The organism is Pseudomonas sp. NFIX10 (assembly GCF_900111955.1).
Lineage (GTDB): Bacteria > Pseudomonadota > Gammaproteobacteria > Pseudomonadales > Pseudomonadaceae > Aquipseudomonas > Aquipseudomonas fluorescens_AA.
The window spans coordinates 60,585-82,604 of sequence record NZ_FOKH01000018.1 but is presented as its reverse complement, the minus strand read 5'-3'; the positions used below and the strand labels follow the sequence as shown (position 1 = coordinate 82,604).

The 22,020-nt window shown below is 57.0% G+C and carries 12 protein-coding genes; 2 read left to right on the top strand and 10 right to left on the bottom strand.

Features of this window, described 5'->3' with window-relative positions; all coding sequences use genetic code 11:
- Positions 1-26 precede the first annotated feature (26 nt).
- The 3 genes from BM321_RS17490 to BM321_RS17480 all read right to left on the bottom strand — a co-directional run bounded on the left by BM321_RS17490 (position 27) and on the right by BM321_RS17480 (position 6,769).
- Positions 27-2,426, bottom strand: coding sequence for a hypothetical protein (locus BM321_RS17490; protein WP_092443644.1), 2,400 nt, complete (start codon positions 2,424-2,426; stop codon positions 27-29).
- A gap of 153 nt (positions 2,427-2,579) precedes the next feature.
- Positions 2,580-5,252, bottom strand: a complete 2,673-nt coding sequence (locus BM321_RS17485; RefSeq protein ID WP_139230513.1) for a hypothetical protein — start codon at positions 5,250-5,252, stop codon at positions 2,580-2,582.
- A 47-nt stretch (positions 5,253-5,299) separates the two neighbouring features.
- Positions 5,300-6,769: a hypothetical protein gene (locus BM321_RS17480; RefSeq protein WP_092443640.1), complete on the bottom strand. Its 1,470-nt coding sequence runs from the start codon at positions 6,767-6,769 to the stop codon at positions 5,300-5,302.
- A gap of 212 nt (positions 6,770-6,981) precedes the next feature.
- Here BM321_RS17480 and BM321_RS17475 point away from each other — a divergent pair, with 212 nt between their 5' ends.
- Complete coding sequence (locus BM321_RS17475; RefSeq protein ID WP_139230512.1) at positions 6,982-7,536, top strand: hypothetical protein; 555 nt, start codon at positions 6,982-6,984, stop codon at positions 7,534-7,536.
- A gap of 57 nt (positions 7,537-7,593) precedes the next feature.
- Positions 7,594-12,582 carry an RHS repeat domain-containing protein gene (locus tag BM321_RS17470; RefSeq protein ID WP_092443636.1) on the top strand — a complete coding sequence of 1,663 codons (4,989 nt, stop codon included), beginning with the start codon at positions 7,594-7,596 and terminating at the stop codon, positions 12,580-12,582.
- A 79-nt stretch (positions 12,583-12,661) separates the two neighbouring features.
- On the opposite strand, the gene BM321_RS17465 is transcribed toward BM321_RS17470, so the two are convergent.
- The 7 genes from BM321_RS17465 to cobU all read right to left on the bottom strand — a co-directional run bounded on the left by BM321_RS17465 (position 12,662) and on the right by cobU (position 21,883).
- Positions 12,662-14,128, bottom strand: a complete 1,467-nt coding sequence (locus BM321_RS17465; RefSeq protein ID WP_139230511.1) for a hypothetical protein — start codon at positions 14,126-14,128, stop codon at positions 12,662-12,664.
- Between the two features lie 203 nt (positions 14,129-14,331).
- Positions 14,332-16,548, bottom strand: coding sequence for an autotransporter outer membrane beta-barrel domain-containing protein (locus BM321_RS17460; RefSeq protein WP_092443632.1), 2,217 nt, complete (start codon positions 16,546-16,548; stop codon positions 14,332-14,334).
- A 230-nt stretch (positions 16,549-16,778) separates the two neighbouring features.
- Positions 16,779-18,809 carry a hypothetical protein gene (locus tag BM321_RS17455; protein WP_092443630.1) on the bottom strand — a complete coding sequence of 677 codons (2,031 nt, stop codon included), beginning with the start codon at positions 18,807-18,809 and terminating at the stop codon, positions 16,779-16,781.
- Between the two features lie 194 nt (positions 18,810-19,003).
- On the bottom strand, positions 19,004-19,735 hold the full coding sequence (locus tag BM321_RS17450) for an adenosylcobinamide-GDP ribazoletransferase (protein WP_092443628.1): 732 nt from the start codon (positions 19,733-19,735) through the stop codon (positions 19,004-19,006).
- Between the two features lie 2 nt (positions 19,736-19,737).
- Positions 19,738-20,313 (bottom strand): alpha-ribazole phosphatase family protein, encoded by a 576-nt coding sequence (gene cobC, locus BM321_RS17445; protein ID WP_092443626.1) that lies wholly within the window; start codon positions 20,311-20,313, stop codon positions 19,738-19,740.
- Positions 20,310-21,365 (bottom strand): nicotinate-nucleotide--dimethylbenzimidazole phosphoribosyltransferase, encoded by a 1,056-nt coding sequence (cobT, locus tag BM321_RS17440; protein ID WP_092443624.1) that lies wholly within the window; start codon positions 21,363-21,365, stop codon positions 20,310-20,312. The genes cobC and cobT overlap by 4 nt, the downstream gene beginning before the upstream one ends.
- Entirely contained in the window at positions 21,362-21,883 is a 522-nt protein-coding gene (gene cobU, locus BM321_RS17435; protein ID WP_092443622.1) for a bifunctional adenosylcobinamide kinase/adenosylcobinamide-phosphate guanylyltransferase, read from the bottom strand. The genes cobT and cobU overlap by 4 nt, the downstream gene beginning before the upstream one ends.
- Between the last annotated feature and the right edge of the window lie 137 nt (positions 21,884-22,020).

The window sequence follows — 22,020 nt, the reverse complement described above, 5'->3', positions numbered from 1 at the left end:
GGACAGCGAAGCCCCCGTAGCCTGGATCAACCGGCACGCAAAGTTCTGCCCAGAGTACCTATCAGTTCGACATATTTTTCGAGCGGCAATGGGACTGCGGCCAGCGCATGAGTGTCATAAAGCTCACCTGGTACAGTGCCCGAGACCACGGCCAAGCTTCCTGGAGGTACAAAGTCAGGCTGGCGATAAACACCAGTCTGCTCGTCGAAAGTTCCTGCGCCCCCCAGGAAACGCCAAGTCACGCGAGAAGGATCCACAGGGGTACCGTCTTGCCTCCTGAGTTCAAACTGTACGGTACCGCTGGCAGGATCGCTGTCATCAGAGATCCACATGGTCGTACCGACTGGCCGGGCGGTGATAAGGAAATGGAAATAAGCAGTAGTCGTCACCCCACCGGCGGTTTGCTTGACTTCGATTATGTCCATGTAAAAAGGAACGCTTGGATCGGTGCCACCGCGACCTGCGGTGTGCACACGATGGTTGGGCTCGCCGGCCACTGGCTTCAAAGTGGAGCCCCACTGCGGAGTAAGAATTTTCCACTCCAAGACTCCGCCCTTTACCGACTGGGCAGTAAAGGTAGTTTCCTTTCCAGGATCACCGGATTCATAAATCGGGTTGGCTACGATCGCGCTGCTGACTACGGTGACCAAAGCAGAGCTTTTCACGGGCAATCCGTTCAAAGTTCCTTCGGCAGTCACTACGACGGCGAGAAATCCATCGGGTAGTTGACTCGCGTCCGGAGCCGTAAAGTAACCACTCGGACTAATGGCTTCGGTCATTGAAATCTGCCCATCAACATCGCGCGCAGTCCATCGGACGCTGGTCGGCTCAGGAGACAATCGGAATTGAAGTCCACCAGCTGCTTCAATCAAAGTGTTAGAAGGCGAAAGCACTACGCTTGTGCGCAGCGGATCAATTTCTCCGAATACCGCGAGGTCTCCAGGAACGAACGCCTCAGTCAAGTGCAGGGCATTGTGGCCAGGGAAAAGCAAATTTCGCAGCAAGAAGGTATCAATGGTAGGAGTCGACAACTCCTTGAGAATCTCAAGTAACTTCGGCCGAAAGAATTCCTCGATTTTAGGGATCATATTGATCCCTTCCCATACCATATCGAACAGATGCTCAAATCCAGTTACCGCCATGCGAAAGTTTGAGGATTGTTCATTCCGGCTGAAGTCAACAACACCGGTTTCCTTATTCAATACAATATCAAAAATGACGCTGTAATTGCAGACAAACGTCAGATCGCCATATTCCCAATCATCCCCATGAGGCCATTGGTAGTGAATCACTCGGCTGAACCGGGTGGTATAGGTTTTATTCCAGATAAATTCAATACGTGTACCACCGCCCTTGATAGTGAGGGCTGGGCCACCGTCATCAACCTTGAAGTGGGAATAAAGATTTGCCTTGAATTGTGCGGGAAAATCATCAGAACGTACTCTGTAATCATGAACAAATTCAAGATCAATTCCTCCTGCTGCCCCGCGCAGGCTCCAACCAATCTCACTCCCTCCGCCGTTTTCGGGTGTGTAATCAAGAAAGCGAATGCCATAACCGATATCTGCCGCCGCCGGATCACGCATTATTTTATCGAAGAGCACCCGGCTCGAAAGCAGCATGACTCCCGTATATCTATTACCGCCGTCATCTGCCGGAATCAAATACAGAGAACTTTCATTGGGATAACCTTTTCCGTTCTCACCGTCTTTAAGTGTGATAAATAACATTATCGCACCGTCACCATACTGCTCATCGCCCAACACGGCGTTTGGCGTGGACTTCATGGTTCTTATTTCAAAATTTTTCGGAGTAAGAACACCATTGAGCTCACCCTCCAAACGACCTAGGGGAAACACCTTCTGCTCGTCAGGAATATTGTTTTCAAAATAATCTTTAAAATGCAGTCCAACAGTTTCCATTGCCAGAGAGCCGATAACGAAATTCGCCACAAATGTATCGGCATTCGCTATATCGATTAGCACATCTCCCAGTTCGCTGACTGTGGCTTTGGTCACTGGCTGATCCATCCACAGTTTCGGGCCACCAGCGGGCATAACTTTCAAAATACGCGATACAAAGAGCGTACCACCTGCATACTTTTTGGTGCTGACGATCATACCGCCGATCATATCCATGGTCAGCCGCGCTTTGGCTGGAAGACTGGGATCGGCATTTTCGAAAGACAAAAGTGGCGAACTTAATTTCAGCCCATAGATATGTTCCACGAAATCACCGTCGCCCCACGGCGCGAGCATGGTCAAAGGCTCGATGTAACCAGTTTCGCTATTGAAACGCTCAATATAAAGCTGCAATAGAAGTTCATTGGCTTTACGTTGATCATAAAGAGTCAGAGCGTCCCATCCGTATGTCAGGGACCTATCTTGCATATGACTAACCAGTTGCGAAAGCGTTAACTTACTCATGGCACCCACTCCAATAATCAAGAAAACCAGTTAACCCGCCGGGTACGACGGACCAGTGAAAGCTTCACAATAGATAAATCGGCATCACTGCTGGGGACCGACTAATCAGAATGATAGGTCTTTAACTCTTACTTCTGCTTTGCATACCCATCGCTACTGTTCCGCGAGATGGTCACCGTCATCACTGGCGACATAACCTGGCGGAAAAAAGTAAACATAGGGCGTTCGCTCCGATAACTGCCCCGCAGCATCCACCGCCCGAAGATGAAAGCGGTTGTAGCCTTTAATATTTGCTACATATTCGTTCCCCTTGACATCGGCGACAGGAACGAACCAGCGATAAATCCGATATTTAACAGCGTCGGGAGAAGCATCCCACTGCAAGATAATCGGGTAATAATTATTGTGTTCCAATCGAAAGCCGGTCGGAGGCGAAGGCGGGGGATACAAAGACGGCACTTCTTTCTGAAGGTTTTCCAATAAATCCACATACTTGCTGAGCGGCAATGGAACTGCCGCGACTGCGTGCGCATCCCGAAAGTCGTCGGGGACCGTGCCAGACACCACGATAAAGCTATTCGCCGCTACGGATTCAGGCTGCCGATAGATCCCGGTTCGTTCATCGAATGTGCCGGGTCCGCCAAGCAGCTTCCAAGTCACCCGGGCCGGGTCAATCGGTCCCCCCACACCTCTTAATTCAAATTGCACGATGCCCGTCGCCGGATCGCTCCCCTCCGAGATCCACAATGGCGTTCTGGGAGCCTGGTTATGAATCAGAATATGCAGATGACTCAGTTGACCATTGGAGACTTGCTTGACTTCTATTTTGTCCAAGGAAAATGGGGTATCACGATCCAAGCTACCTCCCGCTGTATAAACACGGCTGTTTGGACTACCCTCAACCCTGTCCAGTCTCGAGCCCCACTGTGGTGTCAGGATTTCCCACTCGAGCACACCGCCACTCAGAGACTCGGCAGACAATTGTTTGGTCTCACCGGGGTCACAACTGTCGTAAAGCGGGTTAGTCAGAATCATGCTGCCAACCACCACGACCAGTGCAGAGCTTCGCAGCGGCACTCCACCCAGAGTGCCCTGTGCGGTAACGACAATGGTTAGAAAACCTTCCGGCAGTTGATCTTGGGACGGTGCGGTAAAATAACCACTCGAACTGATAACGTCCGGTAACAAATCACGACCATCGATATCCCGAGCTGTCCAAGTGACGCTGCTCGGCACAGGGGTCAGATTGAATTGAAAACCGCTACCGGCCTCAACCGTCGATTTGGCCGGCAACAGCTGTATGCTCGTCCGTGGCACATCGACTTGACCAAACAGGGCAAGATCGCCCGGGACGAATGCTTCGCTCAGATGCAGAAAGTTGCCGCCGGGGAATAAAAGATTTCTCAGAAGGAAAGTATTAATGGCTGGAATTTCAATTTTATTGAGCAAGCCCTGAACCAATGCGCGCGCCTTGCCAATGACGAAGGACCGTGTCGTCGCTTCGCCATCTTGATTCCAGGCCGGACTTGGCTTTGCACTGAACGATGCGCCAAAGCTGTCACGAACAGTGACTGGCGAGCCCAACACCACATAATTGCTTTGGGGATCTAGCGCTACGGAAAATTTCTTTTCCATGTTATAACTGTAAGAAAAATCAAAAACGCTTGGACCACTCATAGTGAACGTCTTCACACTGCATCGTCCCGTTTTTATACCCGCCCAACTAACAGCTATATCTCCTTCTTTAAACGCTATCATCAAACCTGAGCCTGACGTGAAATCATAGGGAAATGGATCCAAAGTCGAATACGCTGAATGTTGAAATCCCCAGTTCGCCCCCCCCTGCCAATAATGGTAGGTGACACGGTTGTCGCTCACATTGCCTCCGCCGGCGGAGGCCTTCAAGCCATATGCAATTTCATGACTCAAATTAATGCTAATCAGTGCTAACCCGCTACCAATACCTCTCTCAACGGCAGGTTTTACAATTTTCTCCATCAGAATCCTGCTGGAGAGCAGCAACGTCCCAGTGAATTTATGTCCGCCACCATCCGTAGGAATCAGATATATATCTTTTTCACCAGGGAATCGTGGGCCATCACTCCCTCCCTTTAAAGTAATGAACAGCATTATTGCGCCATCGCCATATTGCACATCCCCCAACAATGCAAGAGGATCTGACTTCATGACTCTTACTTGGAAGTTCTGTGGAGTCAAAATGTCGTTTGATTGTCCATCCAAGCGACCTAAGGGGAAAATTTTCTGATCTGAGGGAATTATTTTTGCAAAATATTCTTTAAAGCGGGCGCCCACCTCCTCCATTGCGAGACCGCCCAGCACAAAATTGGCCTGAAAGTTATCGGCATTGTTCAGATCAATCAGCACTTCTCCTAACCCATCGACTACCGCCTTGGTCACTGGCTGGTCCATCCACAGCTGCGGTCCACCCACGGGTAGGATCTTCAGCAATCTGGAAATATAAAAAGGCATGCCAGGCAGTTTCCGAGCACTGACTATCATACCGCCAATCATATCCAGGGTAAGTCTTGCCTTGGCCGGTAGGTTGGGCTTGGCATTTTCAAAAGACAAACGCGGGGCACTTAGCTTCAGGTCATGAATAATTTCCTTGTAGGCACCGTCATCCCAACCCGCAACCATTGACAGAGGTTCGATGTAACCATTTTCGCTATTGATCCGCTCGACATAAAGTTGGAAAAGCAATTCATTGGTCTTACGTTGATCGTAAAGCACCAAAGCATCCCAACCATAGGTCAGGGACTTTCCCTGCATATTGGCAATTAACTGTGTCAGTGACATCTTGCTCATGATTCAGTCTTCCCAGGGTCATGGATGGGGCGGACCACTTGTGCGAATCAATCCAACAACTTCAACTGCAACGGATTTTTAAACACCACGGTCGAGTGCCCGCCATCAAAACTGACACTCGCCCGCAGAGTGAACAGTGAATTAACCGGGATTCCCGCCAGGTGCGTGGTCGTCAGGCGCGCCGTGACCCCCGAAGTCGTCTCGGCGGGCAGTACCTGGCGCACGGCAATGATGTCGCGCTCGGCTATAGCGCTGGAGGTCAACCACAGGCGCACGCTTTGGGCCGTTGAAATGAACGACCAAAGCCCCAGGCTCAACAACGCACCGCCGGGGGGAATAGCGGACAATCTCAGGGTCGCCGGCGAGCCGACCTGGGCGCCTTCGCAGGTAATCGCCGGATGACTGGTCAGCTCACGCACGAACAACTGCAACGGGGGCTGGGCCACCTGGCCGGAAACGCTATACGTCACTTCCACCGTCTTGCCGAAGTTTGGCGGTAAGGCCGTCGAAGGCACCTTGAATTTCAATGGGTTGGTCTGAGCAGGATCCACCGCGTCATACGAGCCCTCGGCCCCGAAGCCTTTCCAATGGGCGATGACTGAGTCATCGTCACCGATGGTCGCGCTCGGCGGAACGCTGATAAAGGCACCATTGATGGCAGTGATCGGGTTCAACTCGTCGCGGCCCTCGGTGACCACGCTGTTGTCCACCGTGGGTGTCGGCAACACCAGCGGTTCGCGAATCGTCAGTTCCAGGGTTTCGCCGGATCCGGCCCCATCGTCACGGGCATACTGATAGCGCAGGCTGACGGCGCCGCCCTGATTGTCGAGCAACCACTGTAGCGGCATCGGCACCTCGATCCGGCCGCTGTCGATCATCGCCTGGTCGATGCGCAAATACTGGACCGTGTTTTTGTTCTGCCCACTGCCCAACCCGGTGCGTGTGCCATACACCAGCAGATCGTCACCCGCGAGGATCCCCGGGTAAGGCGCCACCACCACCCGGATGCCCTCGGGGAACTGGATGGGATTGATCACGCTGCCGGTCAGACCCTTGACGGTCGCCGCCGGCAGTTCGGGTGTGCTGGGTGGCGTGACCAGGATCGTGCGTTCCACCGATTCGTCATCGGGTTGTGAGGGGGATGCGTACTTGACCTGATAGTGCAAAGCGATACTGCCGTCGCGCACCGCCACGGCACTGCTTTTCAACACGGTCCAGGTCAGCACCGAACCGGGGTTGTTGCTCGGGTCGGTGTCACTGTCGCTCAAGGTCTTGGCAGGCAGGTTGACCGGAGGGCCGGAGGTCCCATCGCCACGGGTTCCCACCCAGAACAAGCGGACTACATCACCGTTGGCCATGCCGGGATAAGGCACGACAGCGAGGGTCATGCTGCCGTCGATCTTGTCGGCATCCAGGTGCTGGTCGTGGGACTCCTTGATTTGCGGGGCGGGTAACAGGCCATCCTGACGAGGTTTGGTCGGCGTTTTTTTTCCGTCTTTGATATGGCTTGTAGTCATATTGCCACCCTTGAGTCAATGCCGGTAGCCGGACAATTGCCCGTGCAAATACCTGAGTTTTTTTTATTTATACGCTTGGCCAAACAGGCTGGGTACTAGCAGAACTACTAGGTTCCAATGGTGCCAACCGGTGCTAGATTCCAAGAGAAGGTAACTGTGCAACCGCCCTTTCAAGCCGCCTTCGTCAATGTCTAATAAAGAGGTGTCCGAGAATGAACTCGCTTAAATCGATATTGAGAACTTGTACCTGGATGATGCTTGTCGGCTTCAGCGCTCTCGCCACTGTGGCGTGCGTTGCACCCGACCGAGGCAACACAACGAGCAACGCCTTCGGAAGCATTCATTTAAATAATGACAAGGGCGAGGAGAAGTGCACTTTACCCATACCGGAAACCAATAAAAGATTTCACCTCCAAAACCCCACTGAATATTGCGAAAACAATATGGTTTCAACTTTCTGGCTGGAAAACGTACCCTCGGCAACTTTGATTCAATTCTTTGCAAATGAATCCTGCTCGAATGTAATAGAGCCGAGTAATTTTTTCTTCCTGTTGAAAACCGTCAAGCAACCCACTGACTGGACTCCGCACAGCACCGTGACACAGTCCATCGATGCACTGCGACACCTGCGGCCGGGAGAGCTGATTGCCGGAAAACACCTAAGGGTTGACCCCGATGGGGCTTTTGTAGGTTCCGATCTAACCAACAAGAACCTCAATGAGCGGCTTAGTTGCATTTATATCGAGCGCTCGCAACCTGCAAACTGATCACTACCGTGGATTGACTGGCACCGCCATTGCGCTGCCTTCAACGAGGATAAGTCCATGACCACCGCCACCTCCGTGCCCTCCAACGCCTTCAACTTCCTGAACTTCATCCTCAGCCAGGTCGACCCCCGCACCGGACAATACACTTGCGCCATCTCCCTGCCCGAACTCAAGGCCAATAACCTCTGTGGCCCAGTCGTACCGCTGCAATTGAATTTCAATGCCCTCAACACCAGCGACAGTGGCTTTGGCAAAGGTTGGGACCTGCAACTGTCCCAGTACAACCCGAACAGCCGGATACTTTCCCTGTATTCCGGGGAAACCTTCAAGGTCGATCCCGGGCCCGATGGCATGGAGATCCCGGAAAAGAAACTCGATACCTTTCACTTCCACGACCTGGGCGATCAACGCTACAAGGTCGTGCATAAATCCGGCTTGGTGGAAATCCTCCAGGTGGGCCAGGGCCAGGTCGCGATGCCCGTGGAAATGCTCTCGCCCCAGGGCCATAGCGTGACCCTGGAATACGCAGCCTTCGGTACCCAGCCACTGCTGAGCAAAATCCGCAATGCCGACCGTACCGAGCTGCTCAGACTGGAACGCAGCACCAACACCCTGGAGGTCAAGCTGTATCCCGACAGCGCGTTGGAAGCACTGTTCGTGCTGAACATCCTCGGCGGCGAAACCAAAAGCGTGGTGCTGCCCACCGACGACCAGGCGTCCTGGCGTTTCGAGTACATTTCCCTGAGCGGCCTGACCCTGCTCAAGGAGGTCCGTACCCCCGCTGGCGGCCATGAAAGCGTCAGTTATTCAGGCACACCGCACTCCTTCCCAGGCGTGCTCGACCGTACGCTGCCCAGGGTGCACTGGCACAAGATCGATCCGGGATTCGGGCAGCCGATCATCGAAACCCATTATGAGTACGACCGAACCGGCAACAACTTCCTCGGTTATGGCAGTGGTGTCACCTGGACCAATAATGGCCTGGATAACCTTTATCGCGATGGCGTGGTCCGGGGCTATCGCTATGAAACCAGCGAGATTCTCTGGGACGCCCTGGCCCAGAAACCGATACGAACCACCCGCCGGGTGTTCAACCGGTTCCACCTGCAGGTGCTGGAAGAGACTTCGCAAAAAGCCAGCACACCAGGCAAGGACGACTCCCTGCTGGTGACCGAGACCGAGTACTACGGCGACCCGCTGGATGACTTCAAGGACCAACCGACCTACTTCCAGTTGCCCAAGCGCCTGACCCAGACCTGGCGCAATGCTGCCGCCACCGTGCCCCGGCACAGTGAGGTGACGACCAGCACCTACGATGATTTCGGCAACCTGCTGGTGCAGGTCAATGCCAATGGCGTGACCGAAACCAATACCTGGTACAGCGCCTTGGGCGAGGATGACTGCCCGGCCGATCCGCACGGGTTCGTGCGCAATATCAAGAGCAAGACCGTGACGCCGGCCGCTTCCGAGTACGGTGAGGCGCCTGTTCTGCAAACCTGTTATCGCTACGTTGAATACCCCGGGCTCGCCAGCAGCGACCGTTGGCTGGCCTTGAGCGACGAGACCCTGTTTCAGGTGGTGGACGACCAACCACAGACCGAGTTGCGCCGTATCGCCCATGAGTATCTCGTCAACCCCGATGATCCCCGCCAGCACGGGTTGCTCAGCAAAATGCGGCAAACGCTGCACGGCCAGGACGATACCCGGACCACCACCGAATACGCCTACAGCATGAGCCGCAGCGCCCGTACCGGGGCCATAGTCATGCGCACCGAAACCACCCTGGTCGGCTATGACGACCAACCCCGTGCACCAATCCGCAAAACGATCATTGAAGAACACTCGCTGTTCAATGGCGCCAGACTGCTCAGCACCGATGATGTCGGCACCGAGATCGTCTACCAATACGATCGCCTGGGCCGGGTTATCGAGGAGAGCGTGGCGCCGGAAACCGCCTACCACGCCAAGCGCACCTACAGCTACACGTTGACCCATGCACCGGAGCAACAGGCGCAGCAGTGGGCCAAGGATGCCAAGGGCGTCGAAACCATTACCTGGCTGGATGGCTTGAACCGCGTATTGAAAGTGCAGCGTCAGGATGCCGATGCCATGGGCGGCGAACCCGATGCCTTGCGAGATACCTACCGAGCGACCTACAACGCCCTCGGACAACTGGCCAGCGAGACCGACATCGATTGGGAAGGCAGCAAAAATGTTGCCCTGACCAGCCGCTACGAGTACGACGCCTGGGGCGAGCAATACAAGGTCATCGGCAGCGATGGCGTGGCGCATGTCACTGAAAACGACCCGCCCTCGCAAACTCTGCGCAGTTGGAGCGAGAGCGTTGCCACCCCGGTGAAAATAACGGGCAAGACCCGCTCGACGCTCAATCGCTTTGGCAAGGAAGACAAAATCGAGGCGCTGGACGCAGCGGGCAAGACGGTCAGCGAAATGCGGTTTTTCTATGACGGGTTGGGCAATTGTGTCGAGCAGATCGACCCGATGGGCGAATCCACCCGTTTCACCTACGACCTGTTCGGCCGGGTGCAGGCCACCACATTGCCCGACTACAGTGAAATCCATCGCACGTACGCCCCTCACAGCGCCGATGAGTTACCCATCAAGCTTGAGGTGGTCGTCAATGAGACGAGCACCTGCATCGGCTCGCAGACCTTCGACGGGCTGGATCGCCAGACCACCCTGAAAGTCGGCCCGCGCCTGCAACAGTTCCAGTACAAAGGCGGGCAACTCCAGGTCGATACGCGGATCACCGCCAGCAACCAATCCATCAGCTACGAGTACCAGTTGGGACTGACCGGCGCACCGGTCGCCAGCATCGCCCCGGACGAGCAGTCGAGCTTCAACTACGACCAGCAAAGCGCGCAGCTCACGCTTTCGGAAAACACTCAGGGCCAGCACAGCTTCGACTACAGCTCCACCGGCCAACTGCGACGCGAGAGCTGGACCGAGAAGCGCTCGGGCAAACAATGGCAAAGTCACTACACCCATACGTTGAATGGCCGGCCCCTGACCCGCACCAACGACAATGGCCTGCTTTGCACCTATGACTATGACGAAAAGGCCCGGCTCAAGAGTGTGACCCAGGGCCAGATCCAGGCGACCTTCGAATACGACAGCCTCGGCCAGATCAGCCTGATCACCACGCAGAACACCCATACCCGGCAGTCACTGGAAACCCGGCTGAGCTTCGACGACCAGGGCCGCGAGATACTCCGCCAGATAAACCTGAGCAGTGGTCACCCGCAGCAGACCATCACCCAGGTCTACCGGGCAGACAGCAAGCTGCACAGCCGCCATCGGCAACAGGGCGATGAAACCGAACTGCTCGAAACCTTCGGCTACGACCCGCGCGGACGGCTGGTGCAGTACAACTGCGAAGGCAGCCAACTGCCGCAAGATCGCTATGGCAACGGGATTTGTGAACAGCTGTTCGCCTTCGATGCGCTGGACAATATCACCGAGGTTTATACGCTGTTCGCCGACGGTAGCCGCGACGAAACCGTGCGCACGTTCGCCGATGACGATCACTGCCAATTGATCAGGATTACCCACAAGCACCCCGACTATCCGGACAGCATCGAGCTCGACTACGACGAGGATGGCAACCTGTTGCACGACGAAAACGGCCAGCGCCTGACGTATGACAGCCAGGGTCGTTTGTTGCGCGTCACCGACAGCGACGGCAAGACCGTCAGCCAATACCGCTACGACGCCCACGACCATTTGTTCGGCGTCACCCGCGAGGCGGACGAGGAAACCTTGCGCTTCTACGATGACGACAGCCTGACCCGGACCGAACAAGGCGACAGGAAGATCCATTATCTGGGAATCGACGGCCAACCCTTGGGCCAGCAGCAACAGGACGATCCCGAGCGAACCCTGCTGCTGCTGACCGATGCGAAGAACAGCGTACTGGGCGAGAGCAGCCAGGATGAGTTGCGCAAGGCCGTATATGGCGCCTATGGCGAACGCCGCCCGCAGGATGACCTGCAATGCCTGCTGGGCTTCAACGGCGAAGTCCGCGATGAAGCCAGTGGTTGGTATCTGCTGGGCCGCGGCTACCGCGCCTACAACCCGACGCTGATGTGCTTCCACAGCCCGGACTCGCTGAGCCCGTTCGATGCCGGGGGGATCAACCCTTATATGTACACGGCAGGCGACCCGATCAACTTCGTCGACCCCACCGGGCATGCCAATCGTGGCGTGAACTGGCTGGGCGCGCTGGGCGCGGCGCTGTCGGCGATTGGTATTGCGTTGTCGATAGCGGCGGTGTTTATTGCGCCTCCGGCTGGAGCGCTGGCGATAGGCGTTACGAGTACCTTTACCTTGGTGGGGGTTGGGACGGGTGTTTATGGCATGTATGAAGGCATCATGGCTACCCACGCTACAAGGTTGCGAGATCGTGAAAAAAAGGCAATGAGTTCGGTAATTTCGGGTGCATTTGATACTGGATTTGGTTTATTGGGACTCTGGCAAGCAGGAAAAGCTGCTGCAAAGGCGGCTATTGCTGCTGCTGCTCAAAAAAGTTGGCATAACGCGGTTGAAAGTACCGTCGGAGACCTTTCCCGTTACTTGCAAGTAGGGAAAAACCTGAAGAATAGCCGCGCAACCGCTAGCATGGCTGATGAAGGAGCGTCAGCGGCGGTGCAAAGCGCAAACGCTGTAAAGCGTAGCGCCAGTGCCACAGAAGAAACCGATTTCTTGAATGAGGTATTCAGGAGCAAGTATCGCTTCTATCGGAGAGAAAAACTCCCTAGGGTGCGATCCCAATACACTGGGCCTACGAACTCCCGTAAGCTAAAACGATCCCGTAGCGTAGGTGACTCCCCTGCTGGGGGAGATCGCGCTGGTGCTGAAGTCAGTTCAAACGCAACAGAGCTTTCCGGAGCAGGTGGGGAGCTAATACACGGCAGAGACGGAAAATGGCATCTTGTCCAATCCGAAGTCACTAACGGCAAACTTAATGTCAAGTCATTCAGCGCCAAGATATCGAAGGACGGAAAATGGATCAGAGACCGTAGCTAGATTTTATTCAAAGAGCTAGCGATACAATGGCACCATTGAAAAAACCGGTAGGTTCCCTACCGGGTAGCCCCAGACGTTTTTAAGCCACAACTTTCAACGCCAAACTCCTGAACTCAACATAACTCTCCCCCCCATCAAAACTCACCCCCGCATAAAGCGTAAACATGGAATCAAGCGCCAGCCTATCCACGTAATCCTTCGCGATCTTCATGCTGAATGTCCCATCGAAACCATGCGGGACCCCGCGTTGGAAATCGGTGCGCACGCCTTCCGCGATGGCCCACACGTTCATCCGCTGGCCCCGGGCCTGATAAATCCACCGGGCAATTTCCAGGTCCGCGCCCTCTGGCGGAACACCCGATTTGGAAAGGGTCGCCGGCGAGCCCACCTGCGCCTGGCGGCAATGCACCTGACCCAGCGCCCCGACGGCGAACGGGTTGATGCGCAGGGTATAAATCGCCGAATGCTGGGGGGACGTGCCGGGCCAATAATAGGTCTCGACCTTGCGCAAGTCGGAGCTGTCCACCGGAATGTTCGCCGCGACGACGGCTGCCGGGATGGCAAATTCCAACCCGCCGGCGGTAATAGGTCGCACGCCCGTGATGGAGCCGACACCGTCCTCGCCGCCCAGGCCGACAAAGTCCACGATGACGTCTTCGTGAGGATCGACCTCCGAGGCCTCCACCACCACGGTCACCCCTGAGCCACCGTTGAATGGATTCAACGTGCCCGTGCCTGACGGGGTACTGTTCGCCTCCTTCACGGTGGGAAAACGCCGTGGCGTAGGCGGCCGAATGTTCACATTCAGGCGCACCTCGCGAGAGGTTGAGACATTACCGGCGCGGTCGCTGATCTGGTAGTACGCAAAACGCTCGCCATTGTTATTGTCCCGAATGACACGCCCCGGGACCTCCAGCGGCAGCGGCTGGCCACTTTCGCCACGCAACAGCGTCCGTGAGTCGACTTTATCCGCCGGGTTCACCGGAGACGAAACCTGGCTCCAATACCAGGTGATGACATCACCCGGAGCGCCACCGCCATACGGCGGCACATCCCCCATCAACTTGTCATCGTTGTTGTCCAGGTACTGGTTGGTCACCTCGGTGGTGTCGAAGACCAGCCTGGGATCGCTGCCGAGGTTGGGGGGGATTTCATCGATGGTGACCGTCAGATGTTCAGAGGGGTCAATATTGCCGCCAAAGAGCGTCACTTCGTACCACAGATCATGGATACCATGAACAACATGCAATGCCTCAAGATCGAAAAACAAATCGGCAGGCGGAGGACTGTTTCCACTCCCCCAGTCAGTCGATGTCCATTCCTTTTCATAAACGGGACGGGGCAGGTTATCCCAGTAAACCCGTAGAAACGACCTCAGCCCGGGACTTGGCGGTGAATCGATCCAAGGTGGAACTTCCACCCGCAACGGCTTACTCACATGCTCAACCGGCAACAATCCGGTTTCGTCCCAATCGGAACTATCGGGCAGCAGTACTGAAACAATCGGCTTACGCAGTAGGCGGCGTGGAGAGTTGTCATCAGCCATGGCGATACTCCTTCAAGCAGGAACAAACATGCCAATGAACTATCAACTTCATCCATCAGCCCCGACGTAATAACGAGCATTTAACACCGCACTCTGCAACTTGAGTACTGATAGAACTGCTAGGTTGACAACCCGTTTGGAACCCGGTGTGCAAAAACGACAAAGGGCTGGAATAACCAGCCCTTTGTCGTTATTTCGATAGATCACCAGGCATAAGATGCGCCGAGGTTGACGCCCCAGGGTTGCTCGATCTTGTCGCCATGACTGTAGTCGAGGTCGGCATGCAAGCTGACCTTGTCCGTGACCTTCATCGCCACCCCGCCACCCAAGGCCAGGCGCGAACCGGACAGGTCGTTGTCGAAACGGGTGTTGTTGACCTTGACCTCGTTCTCCTTGGCAAACTCATGCACCAAGGCCGCCTTCAGGTACGGTTGGAGAATCTGCCCACCGCCCAGGTTGATATCCCGGCCCACCGTGGCGCCCGCCGTGCCCAGCAAAGAATGGCTGCGACTACCCTCAGCGGTCATCCCGTTATCCAGCGAATAGTCCTTGCCCTGTACCACCAGCGCGGCCGCCTGAACGAAAGGCTCGACAAAGTAACCGTCGTCGAGCTTGATATGCCGGCCAAACTCCAGCGTGGTGCCCACGCCATGGGTGTCATAACTGCCCTTGGCCTTGGCGCCATCGCTGAGGGCCACCTTGGATTCGTTCTGGAAGCGGTTCAGCTTGAGCACGCCATCGAAGTAGTAACCGCTGTCGGCATCCAGCCAGGTGGCATAGGTACCGACATAAAAGCTGTCCACCTCACCGGAAGTGCCGTGCTTGATCTGCAAGTCGGAACGGCTGTAGCCACCCAGTAGGCCGATCACCCATTGTCCATCGCCCAACGCCGGGACCGGCGTATCGACCCCCAGGGACAGGCCGTGCTGGGTCTGTTTGTAGGCCATGCCGGATTCGGCCGAAACATCGAAACGATTGCCATAGGTGCGGATCCAGCCGCCGGCCTGGCCGCTGTTCATGCGCACTTCACCCATCCGGGTACGCAGGGTGCTCAGCTCGCCGTACCAGGCCGAGCGCGAGGCATCGAACAGCGCCAGCACCGAGGCAGTGCCCGGGCTGATCACCTTGCTGGCGGCGTCCAGGTACCAGTCATTGGCACCCACCTGCTGCAAGTCATAGGAGTAGGTACCGAGGTCGACCCGCCCGTTGAGCAGCGAGAACGCAGCGTCGCCGCCGGCGGTGTGCACCACATGGATCTGTTTGTCGGACTGCGGATCGGCGCCGCTACTGGCGATGTCCAGGGTATGGCTGCCGGTGGCGGTGCCGGTGACCTCGAGGAAGTCAGTCTGCCCGCTGGCAAAGTCGGTGTGCATGATGAAGTTGCCATTGCCGCTGAGGTTGGCCACCGACAGGCGCAGGTATTCATTCGACTGACCGAACTGCACCGAACCACCGCCCATGTTCAGGTTGTTCAGTTGGCCGTCCTCGACCATGATCCACTTGCCCTGGCTGTTGAGGTCCAGGGTCTCGACATTCTGCAGGCGCCCGGTCAAGGTCGCGAAGTTCTGCAAGGTGAGGTTGGCCGTGCTGCCGTCGTTAACGATCACATCGCCCACCAGGTTGCTATTGTCCACGGTGGTGTTGGCGATGGCGCCGTTCCGCACCTCCAGCACCACGCCGTTACCGCCTACCAGGGTCGAACCATTCTTGATCAGGATCTCGGCTGGCTCCGAAGTGGCGCCGGGGTCGGTGACACTGATGGCCGCGCCGGTCAAACCTTCGACATGGGTGCCGTCGAGCTCCAGGGTGCGCGACGCCCCGGCCGGGCCACTGCCACTGGACATCATCAGGATGCCATTCTGGCCACCGCTGATGGTGCTGGCCCGTGCTATCACCGAAGCTTCGGTCATTTGCAGGCCGATGCCATTGGCATCGGTCGCCGTGACCGCCGTGCGCGACAGGTCAAGCACCCCCAGGCTGGCGACGGTGACACCGCGGTTGCCGCCGGTAATCGAACTGTCGGCGACACTGGCCTGGGCCCCAACTCCCGAGCCGACGGTATGCCCTAGGAAAAGCCCCGAACGGCTGCTGACGATGGTGCTGCCATTGATGGTCGCACTGCTCTGCGTCAGCGTGACGCCGTTCGTAATTCCAGTGGCGTTGACAGCCGAGCCGTTCAGGTTGAGCTGGGAATCGGTTTGCACGACGATTTCATTGGTCGTCGCGCCGTTGGCGGTGAGCTGGGCGTTGTTGCGCACGGTATAGCGGTCCAGCGGCGCCGTGCCGTCAATGACCACCGGGCTGCCGCCATCGATGATCATGGCGAATGCCGGTTGGCTGACCATCAGAAAGGGGGCGATGGAAAGCAGCTTCAAGGCCAGGGGCAATGGGCACAAGGTAAAGGTTTTTACACACGTCATGGAAAGCACCGTAGAGAAATTCCGGTTTAACACCAACGTCGTAGGTAAATTCCAGAAACTACGTACGACACCATTCAATAGGCGCCGAAGACTACAGATTGACCCTAGTGCGCTATGTAGGAAAATTCCTATTTATGTAGAGATTATTCCTTAATCTCATTCCGTTCATTGGCAAGAGACTCCGTCGGCGCCCAGGACACCGTCTGCGGATCCTGGGCACGTCGGAAATTTCAAGGCGTGGGCACGACAATATCCAGGTCACAAGTTGCGCCAGCCGACCCCAAGGCAATCGACACCATCTTGCGCAGCTTTATCGAGTCTTTTCCCGATCCATCTACGGGAATGGTGTAATCCACCTCAACGAAGGCGTGCCTGTTAGTCCCCACGAGTGGATCTGTAGGTAAAACATGCGCGTCATACTCAACAAACCAATCAACACCGGTGGTTTGCGCGCCGTCTGGTATTGCAAACGTTGAATTCTTGTCAACCGCATCGATAGGGGTCGTACCATCGGCCCCGAAAGCCCGCCAACGCAGTGTAATGTCATCTCCTGGTACCAGATAGGACGAAGGCGGAACCTTAATCCTGTATCCAACGACTCCGCCTACACTACGTAAATGACTGCAGTTGAGCACTGGACCTGGAGTAGAGCCCATATCAGGAAAGGAAGGTTCAGGGAGGTTGACCCTGATAGCGTTGACCCCAACCTTGGTCGTCACCGATTCCTGGTCATTGTTAGGAAAGTTGATGGGATTACTCATTACATACATCACCGGCAGTTCGGGGTGCGAACCACCGCGTTCGATCTCATCCCAGGTAACATTGATAACGATGTCAGTGAGACCGGGTCTTTCCGCGCCAGTGGCTGCATAGGTCTCAGTCACGGGCACACCCTTCCAGTACAAGGTAAAGATATCGCCAACGACGATTGGATACGGTGCCTTGAACTTGGCGGTGGCAGAACGACCGAAATCTGCATCGGTCAGTTTATTGATACCACCGGAATCACCATATACCGTCACCTTGTCCAGCAACGGGTTAACCGGACTGGGATCCGGATCGGCCGGATCGACTGGGCCCGTTACGGAAAAATCGACATCGACATCGATAGTGGTGGGGTTGGGGAAAAACTCGACGGTCGGTGCCCGCTCGACCCGATAGCCGACCGAAACGGTTTGCACCCCCGGGTTTGTGTAATCGTATTGTGATTTCAAACGATCCCAGGAAACCGGTATCCGAAATACGCTCGGCGGCACCTCGCCCACCGGAAATGCAGACAATTTCGACGCCCCCCACTCAACGAAAATATTGTCTTCCGGCTCAGGATTGTCGTAAAGAGGAATATCCACCGTCACCTCGTGATCGGCATCGTCGCGATTGATCAAACCATCTGCCGCCAAAGGGACGGTATGCGGGTGCAGATTAGTCGGTAAAGCCCCCAAGGCCACCGGCACCTCCTTTACCCACGACAACTTACTGACATTTCCCGCCGGATCAACCAGCACATAACTCACATAATGTGTACCGGATCTAAGGGGCTCGACCCTGTCTCTGGGAACTTTCACCTTTCGTAGCGGAGGTAACAGGATTGTTACCACTGGGTCGATAGGGTCTGAAGGTTTTGGAGGAGCGTCGGCCCAGCCGACCGCAACGACAATACGGTCTTTGTCCGGATCATCGAAATCAGGAATTTCACATTCAACGCCGTCTTCTGCATCCAAAGTGGCGTCCGTTATCGGATTTGAAGTGAGTATTACCTCTGGTGGAATATCATCAGGATCTTGTAGATGAAGATAAGGCCCTGTTTTATCTAAACGAATCGGAACTTCTTCGGACCAGTCCTGATTGCCATCCCATAATATGACAAAGTAGCGAAGCATTAACTTACCTTCCAGGCCATCGTGCTTTTCCACTTCGATGGTACGGCCTATAGGAAAGTTGATCGATCCGTCGTTCCGTAGTATTTCGGTGTCCCTAACCGTTTGGAACTCTTCTTCACTTTCCCGTCGCCACTGTAATTTTAGCTCGGTCTCAAAGATAGTACCGTCAGGATTGGGGTCGGACTCAAGGCGAAAGGCAGGAATCTGGATGCGGATCGGCGCATCGAGCACTCGCCTGGGAAGCAATCCATCCGGGTCGCCAGGTATCGCATCTACAACAACGGGAGGGGTCATCTCACCGACGAGCCTCGGCTCTTTCAATGACCTGTCGTAAGCTTGCCGAGCCTCTTCGCCTTTACGCTTCCTGTATACGCTGCTCATCGCCAGTCCTCGCTCTTGACTTGAATTGTGTCCGCCACGGGCAAACCATGACGGTGATTAATTCAGCCACCTGATCGAGAAAACAGTCCGCAGACACTTCGTAGGTATTGGATGGCCGCTAAGGGCCTGGCAATGATTTAAAACTCTATTGGCGATCACCGATACTGTCAGAGTTGACAGGTGGTTTGATTAAATCAGACCGAAACCAACCCTACCAACACCGCGACTTCCAACAGTTCAAGCAACGCCCCGGCTGTATCCCCGGTGCAGCCCCCCAACCTTCGCAGCATCATCCGCCGCAAGCCGACAAACACTCCCACGGCAACCACCAGCGCGATTATCGCGCTCCACCCGGTCACCAGCACGCAACCCAACGCACATCCGGCTAACACCCGCCATCCAGCACGCCGCGGCAGATGATCGGCCAACGCCTGCCCCAACCCGCCGGCGCGCACGTAAGGCGTGGTGAGAAACAACCCAAGCAACGCCCCGCGCCCCAGCACCGGGACGATGAGCAAAGCCAGACTCTGGCCCTGCTCGATCAGCGCCAGCAACGCGGTGAATTTGAGCAGCAACACCAGCACCAGGGTGATGACCGCAATCGGCCCGCTGCGCGGGTCTTTCATGATCAGCAGCGTGCGTTCGCGGTCGCCGAAACCGCCGAGCCAGGCGTCGGCGCTGTCGGCCAAGCCATCGAGGTGCAGGCCGCCGCTGAGCAGGACCCAAGCGGTGAGCAGCAACGCGGCGTGAAGCAGTGGCGGTGCGCCGGTCAGCAGTGCATTGAGCAGCCAGAGCAGGCCGCCGAACAACAAGCCCACCAGCGGGTAGAACAGCAGCGAGCGGCCTAGCTGCGCAGGTTCTGGCATGCCCGGCAATCGCACCGGCAGGCTGCTGAGAAATTGCAGGGCGATCCAGAACGGCAGCATGTCTAACCCACCTCGTTCAGTGCGGGACCGGATGACACCTGAAGAGCGAACAGCGCGCCATGGGCGACTTCGACATTGAGCAACTGCTCCCGTGGCAGGCCGCGGGCCTGGGCCAGTAACAAGCGCATCACGCCGCCGTGGCTGACCAGCAAGATGCGCTGGCCGGCATAGGCCGCGTGCAGACGCTCCACCGCCGCCAGAACCCGTCTGGAAAATTCCAGCACTGGCTCGCCGTCGGGCGGTGTGAAGCTGTAAGGGTCGGCCCAGAACCGACCCAGGGCTTCGGAATCGGTCTCCACCAAGGCCGCTGCGCTGCGACCCTCCCAGGCGCCGAAATGTAGCTCTTGCAGATCCTTGTCCACATGCACCGGCACGCCGAGTCGGGCACCGAGTTGCTCGGCGAAACGGGCGCAGCGCTGCAAGGGTGAGCTGACCAGGCGATCCCAGGGCCCGCCTTGAGCAACGGCGGTATGCATCTGCTCCCAGCCCTTGGCGGTCAGGGCATCGTCGAGGCTACCGCGCAAGCCGCCGCCCAATTCGGTTTCGCCGTGACGCAGCAGGTCAAGGCGCAAGGTCATGCCGGGCGGTCCGCCACGGCCGCTTCGGCAAACGTCGCCATCTGCCCGTGAAGGTCACACGCCAGGCGCAACAGCGGCACCGCCAACGCCGCGCCACTGCCCTCGCCCAGGCGCAGGCCGAGGTCCAGCAGCGGTTCGGCGCCGAGGGTTTCCAGCACGTGGCGATGGCCCGGTTCGGCGCCGCGATGACCGAACAGCAGCCATGGCCGGCATTCAGGATTGAGGCGCACCGCCACCAGGGCCGCGACGCTGCAGATGAAGCCATCCACCAGCACGGCGACGCCTTGCTGGGCACAGGCCAGGTATGCACCGACCAGCGCGGCGATTTCAAAACCGCCGAGGTTGAACAGGGTCTGCAACGGGTCGTTACCCTGGGCAGCGTGCAACACCAGGGCCCGTTCGATCACCTGGGCCTTGCGGCTGACACCCGCGGCGTCCAATCCCGTGCCCGGCCCGACCAGATGCGCCACCGGGCAATCGAGCAAAGCACAGGCCAGGGCGCTGGCGGCGGTGGTGTTGCCGATGCCCATCTCGCCGCCGATGAACAATTGCGTCCCGGCCGCGATGGCGCGGGCGACGCTGTCGCGCCCGGCTTGCAGGGCTTGCTCGCCCTGGGTCGCGGTCATCGCCGGGCCCTGGACGAAATTCGCCGTGCCCGGCCCCAGGTTCAGGTGCCGCACACCGGGCAGGTCCAGCGTAGGCGTGACGGTGCCCAGGTCAACCACTTCCAGGGACGCGCCCAGTTGTCGCGCCAGGACGCTGATGGCCGCGCCGCCGCTGACGAAATTGAGCAGCATTTGCCCGGTGACCTCTTGGGGATAAGCCGATACACCTTCTGCAACCACGCCATGGTCGCCGGCGAAAATCGCGATCCACAACCGCTCCAGGCTCGGTTTGAGCTGCCCCTGCAGACCCGCCAGTTGCACCGCCACCGATTCCAGCCGCCCCAGGGAACCGGCCGGCTTGGTCAGTTGTTGCTGACGGGCCGCGGCCAGTTCCAGCACTTGGGTATCGACGGGCTTGCACGGGTCCAGCCACCAGCGATGATTCATAACGCAGTACCTTTGAGAGTCAGGGGCAGGCCAGCGACGGTCAGCACGACGCGCTGACAACGTTCGGCCAAGGCTTGATGCAGCCAACCGGCTTCATCGACATAACGGCGCGTCAGCTCGCCCAGCGGCACGACACCCATGCCGGTCTCGTTGCTGACAAAAATGATCTCCCCGGGCAGCGCGGCCAGGCTGTCCAGCAGCGCTTGGCGCTCGGCGTTCAGTTGCTCGGGCGCGTCGAGCATCAGCAGGTTGGTCAGCCACAGGGTCAGGCAATCCACCAGCAGGCATTGCCCGGTGGCGGCGTTTTCCCGCAGCACCCGGGCCAGGGCCAAGGGCTCCTCCACCAGCGCCCATTCGGCCGGCCGCCGGGCGCGGTGCTGGGCGATGCGATCGTTCATCTCACCGTCCAGGGGTTGGCTGGTGGCGATGTAGGTCACTGGCAAGCCGGTGTCCGCCGCGAGTTTTTCAGCCAGGCGACTCTTGCCGGAGCGGGCGCCGCCGAGGATCAGTTGCAGCATGGGTCATTACCTTTATTTGGCGGTGTGGCGACTGGCGCCATCGCGAGCAAGCTCGCTCCCACAGTCGATCTGGGGCGTACATAAATTCTGTGGTCATCAGAGATCCCATGTGGGAGCGAGCCTGCTCGCGATGAGGC

Bases quoted from the DNA above. Each gene is read 5' to 3' on its own strand.
- BM321_RS17455 (WP_092443630.1), bottom strand. From the start codon at position 18,809: ATGAGCAGCGTATACAGGAAGCGTAAAGGCGAAGAGGCTCGGCAAGCT.
- cobC (WP_092443626.1), bottom strand. From the start codon at position 20,313: ATGACCTTGCGCCTTGACCTGCTGCGTCACGGCGAAACCGAATTGGGC.
- BM321_RS17450 (WP_092443628.1), bottom strand. From the start codon at position 19,735: ATGCTGCCGTTCTGGATCGCCCTGCAATTTCTCAGCAGCCTGCCGGTG.
- BM321_RS17465 (WP_139230511.1), bottom strand. From the start codon at position 14,128: ATGGCTGATGACAACTCTCCACGCCGCCTACTGCGTAAGCCGATTGTT.
- BM321_RS17470 (WP_092443636.1), top strand. From the start codon at position 7,594: ATGACCACCGCCACCTCCGTGCCCTCCAACGCCTTCAACTTCCTGAAC.
- BM321_RS17460 (WP_092443632.1), bottom strand. From the start codon at position 16,548: ATGACGTGTGTAAAAACCTTTACCTTGTGCCCATTGCCCCTGGCCTTG.
- BM321_RS17475 (WP_139230512.1), top strand. From the start codon at position 6,982: ATGAACTCGCTTAAATCGATATTGAGAACTTGTACCTGGATGATGCTT.
- cobU (WP_092443622.1), bottom strand. From the start codon at position 21,883: ATGCTGCAACTGATCCTCGGCGGCGCCCGCTCCGGCAAGAGTCGCCTG.
- cobT (WP_092443624.1), bottom strand. From the start codon at position 21,365: ATGAATCATCGCTGGTGGCTGGACCCGTGCAAGCCCGTCGATACCCAA.
- BM321_RS17485 (WP_139230513.1), bottom strand. From the start codon at position 5,252: ATGAGCAAGATGTCACTGACACAGTTAATTGCCAATATGCAGGGAAAG.
- BM321_RS17490 (WP_092443644.1), bottom strand. From the start codon at position 2,426: ATGAGTAAGTTAACGCTTTCGCAACTGGTTAGTCATATGCAAGATAGG.
- BM321_RS17480 (WP_092443640.1), bottom strand. From the start codon at position 6,769: ATGACTACAAGCCATATCAAAGACGGAAAAAAAACGCCGACCAAACCT.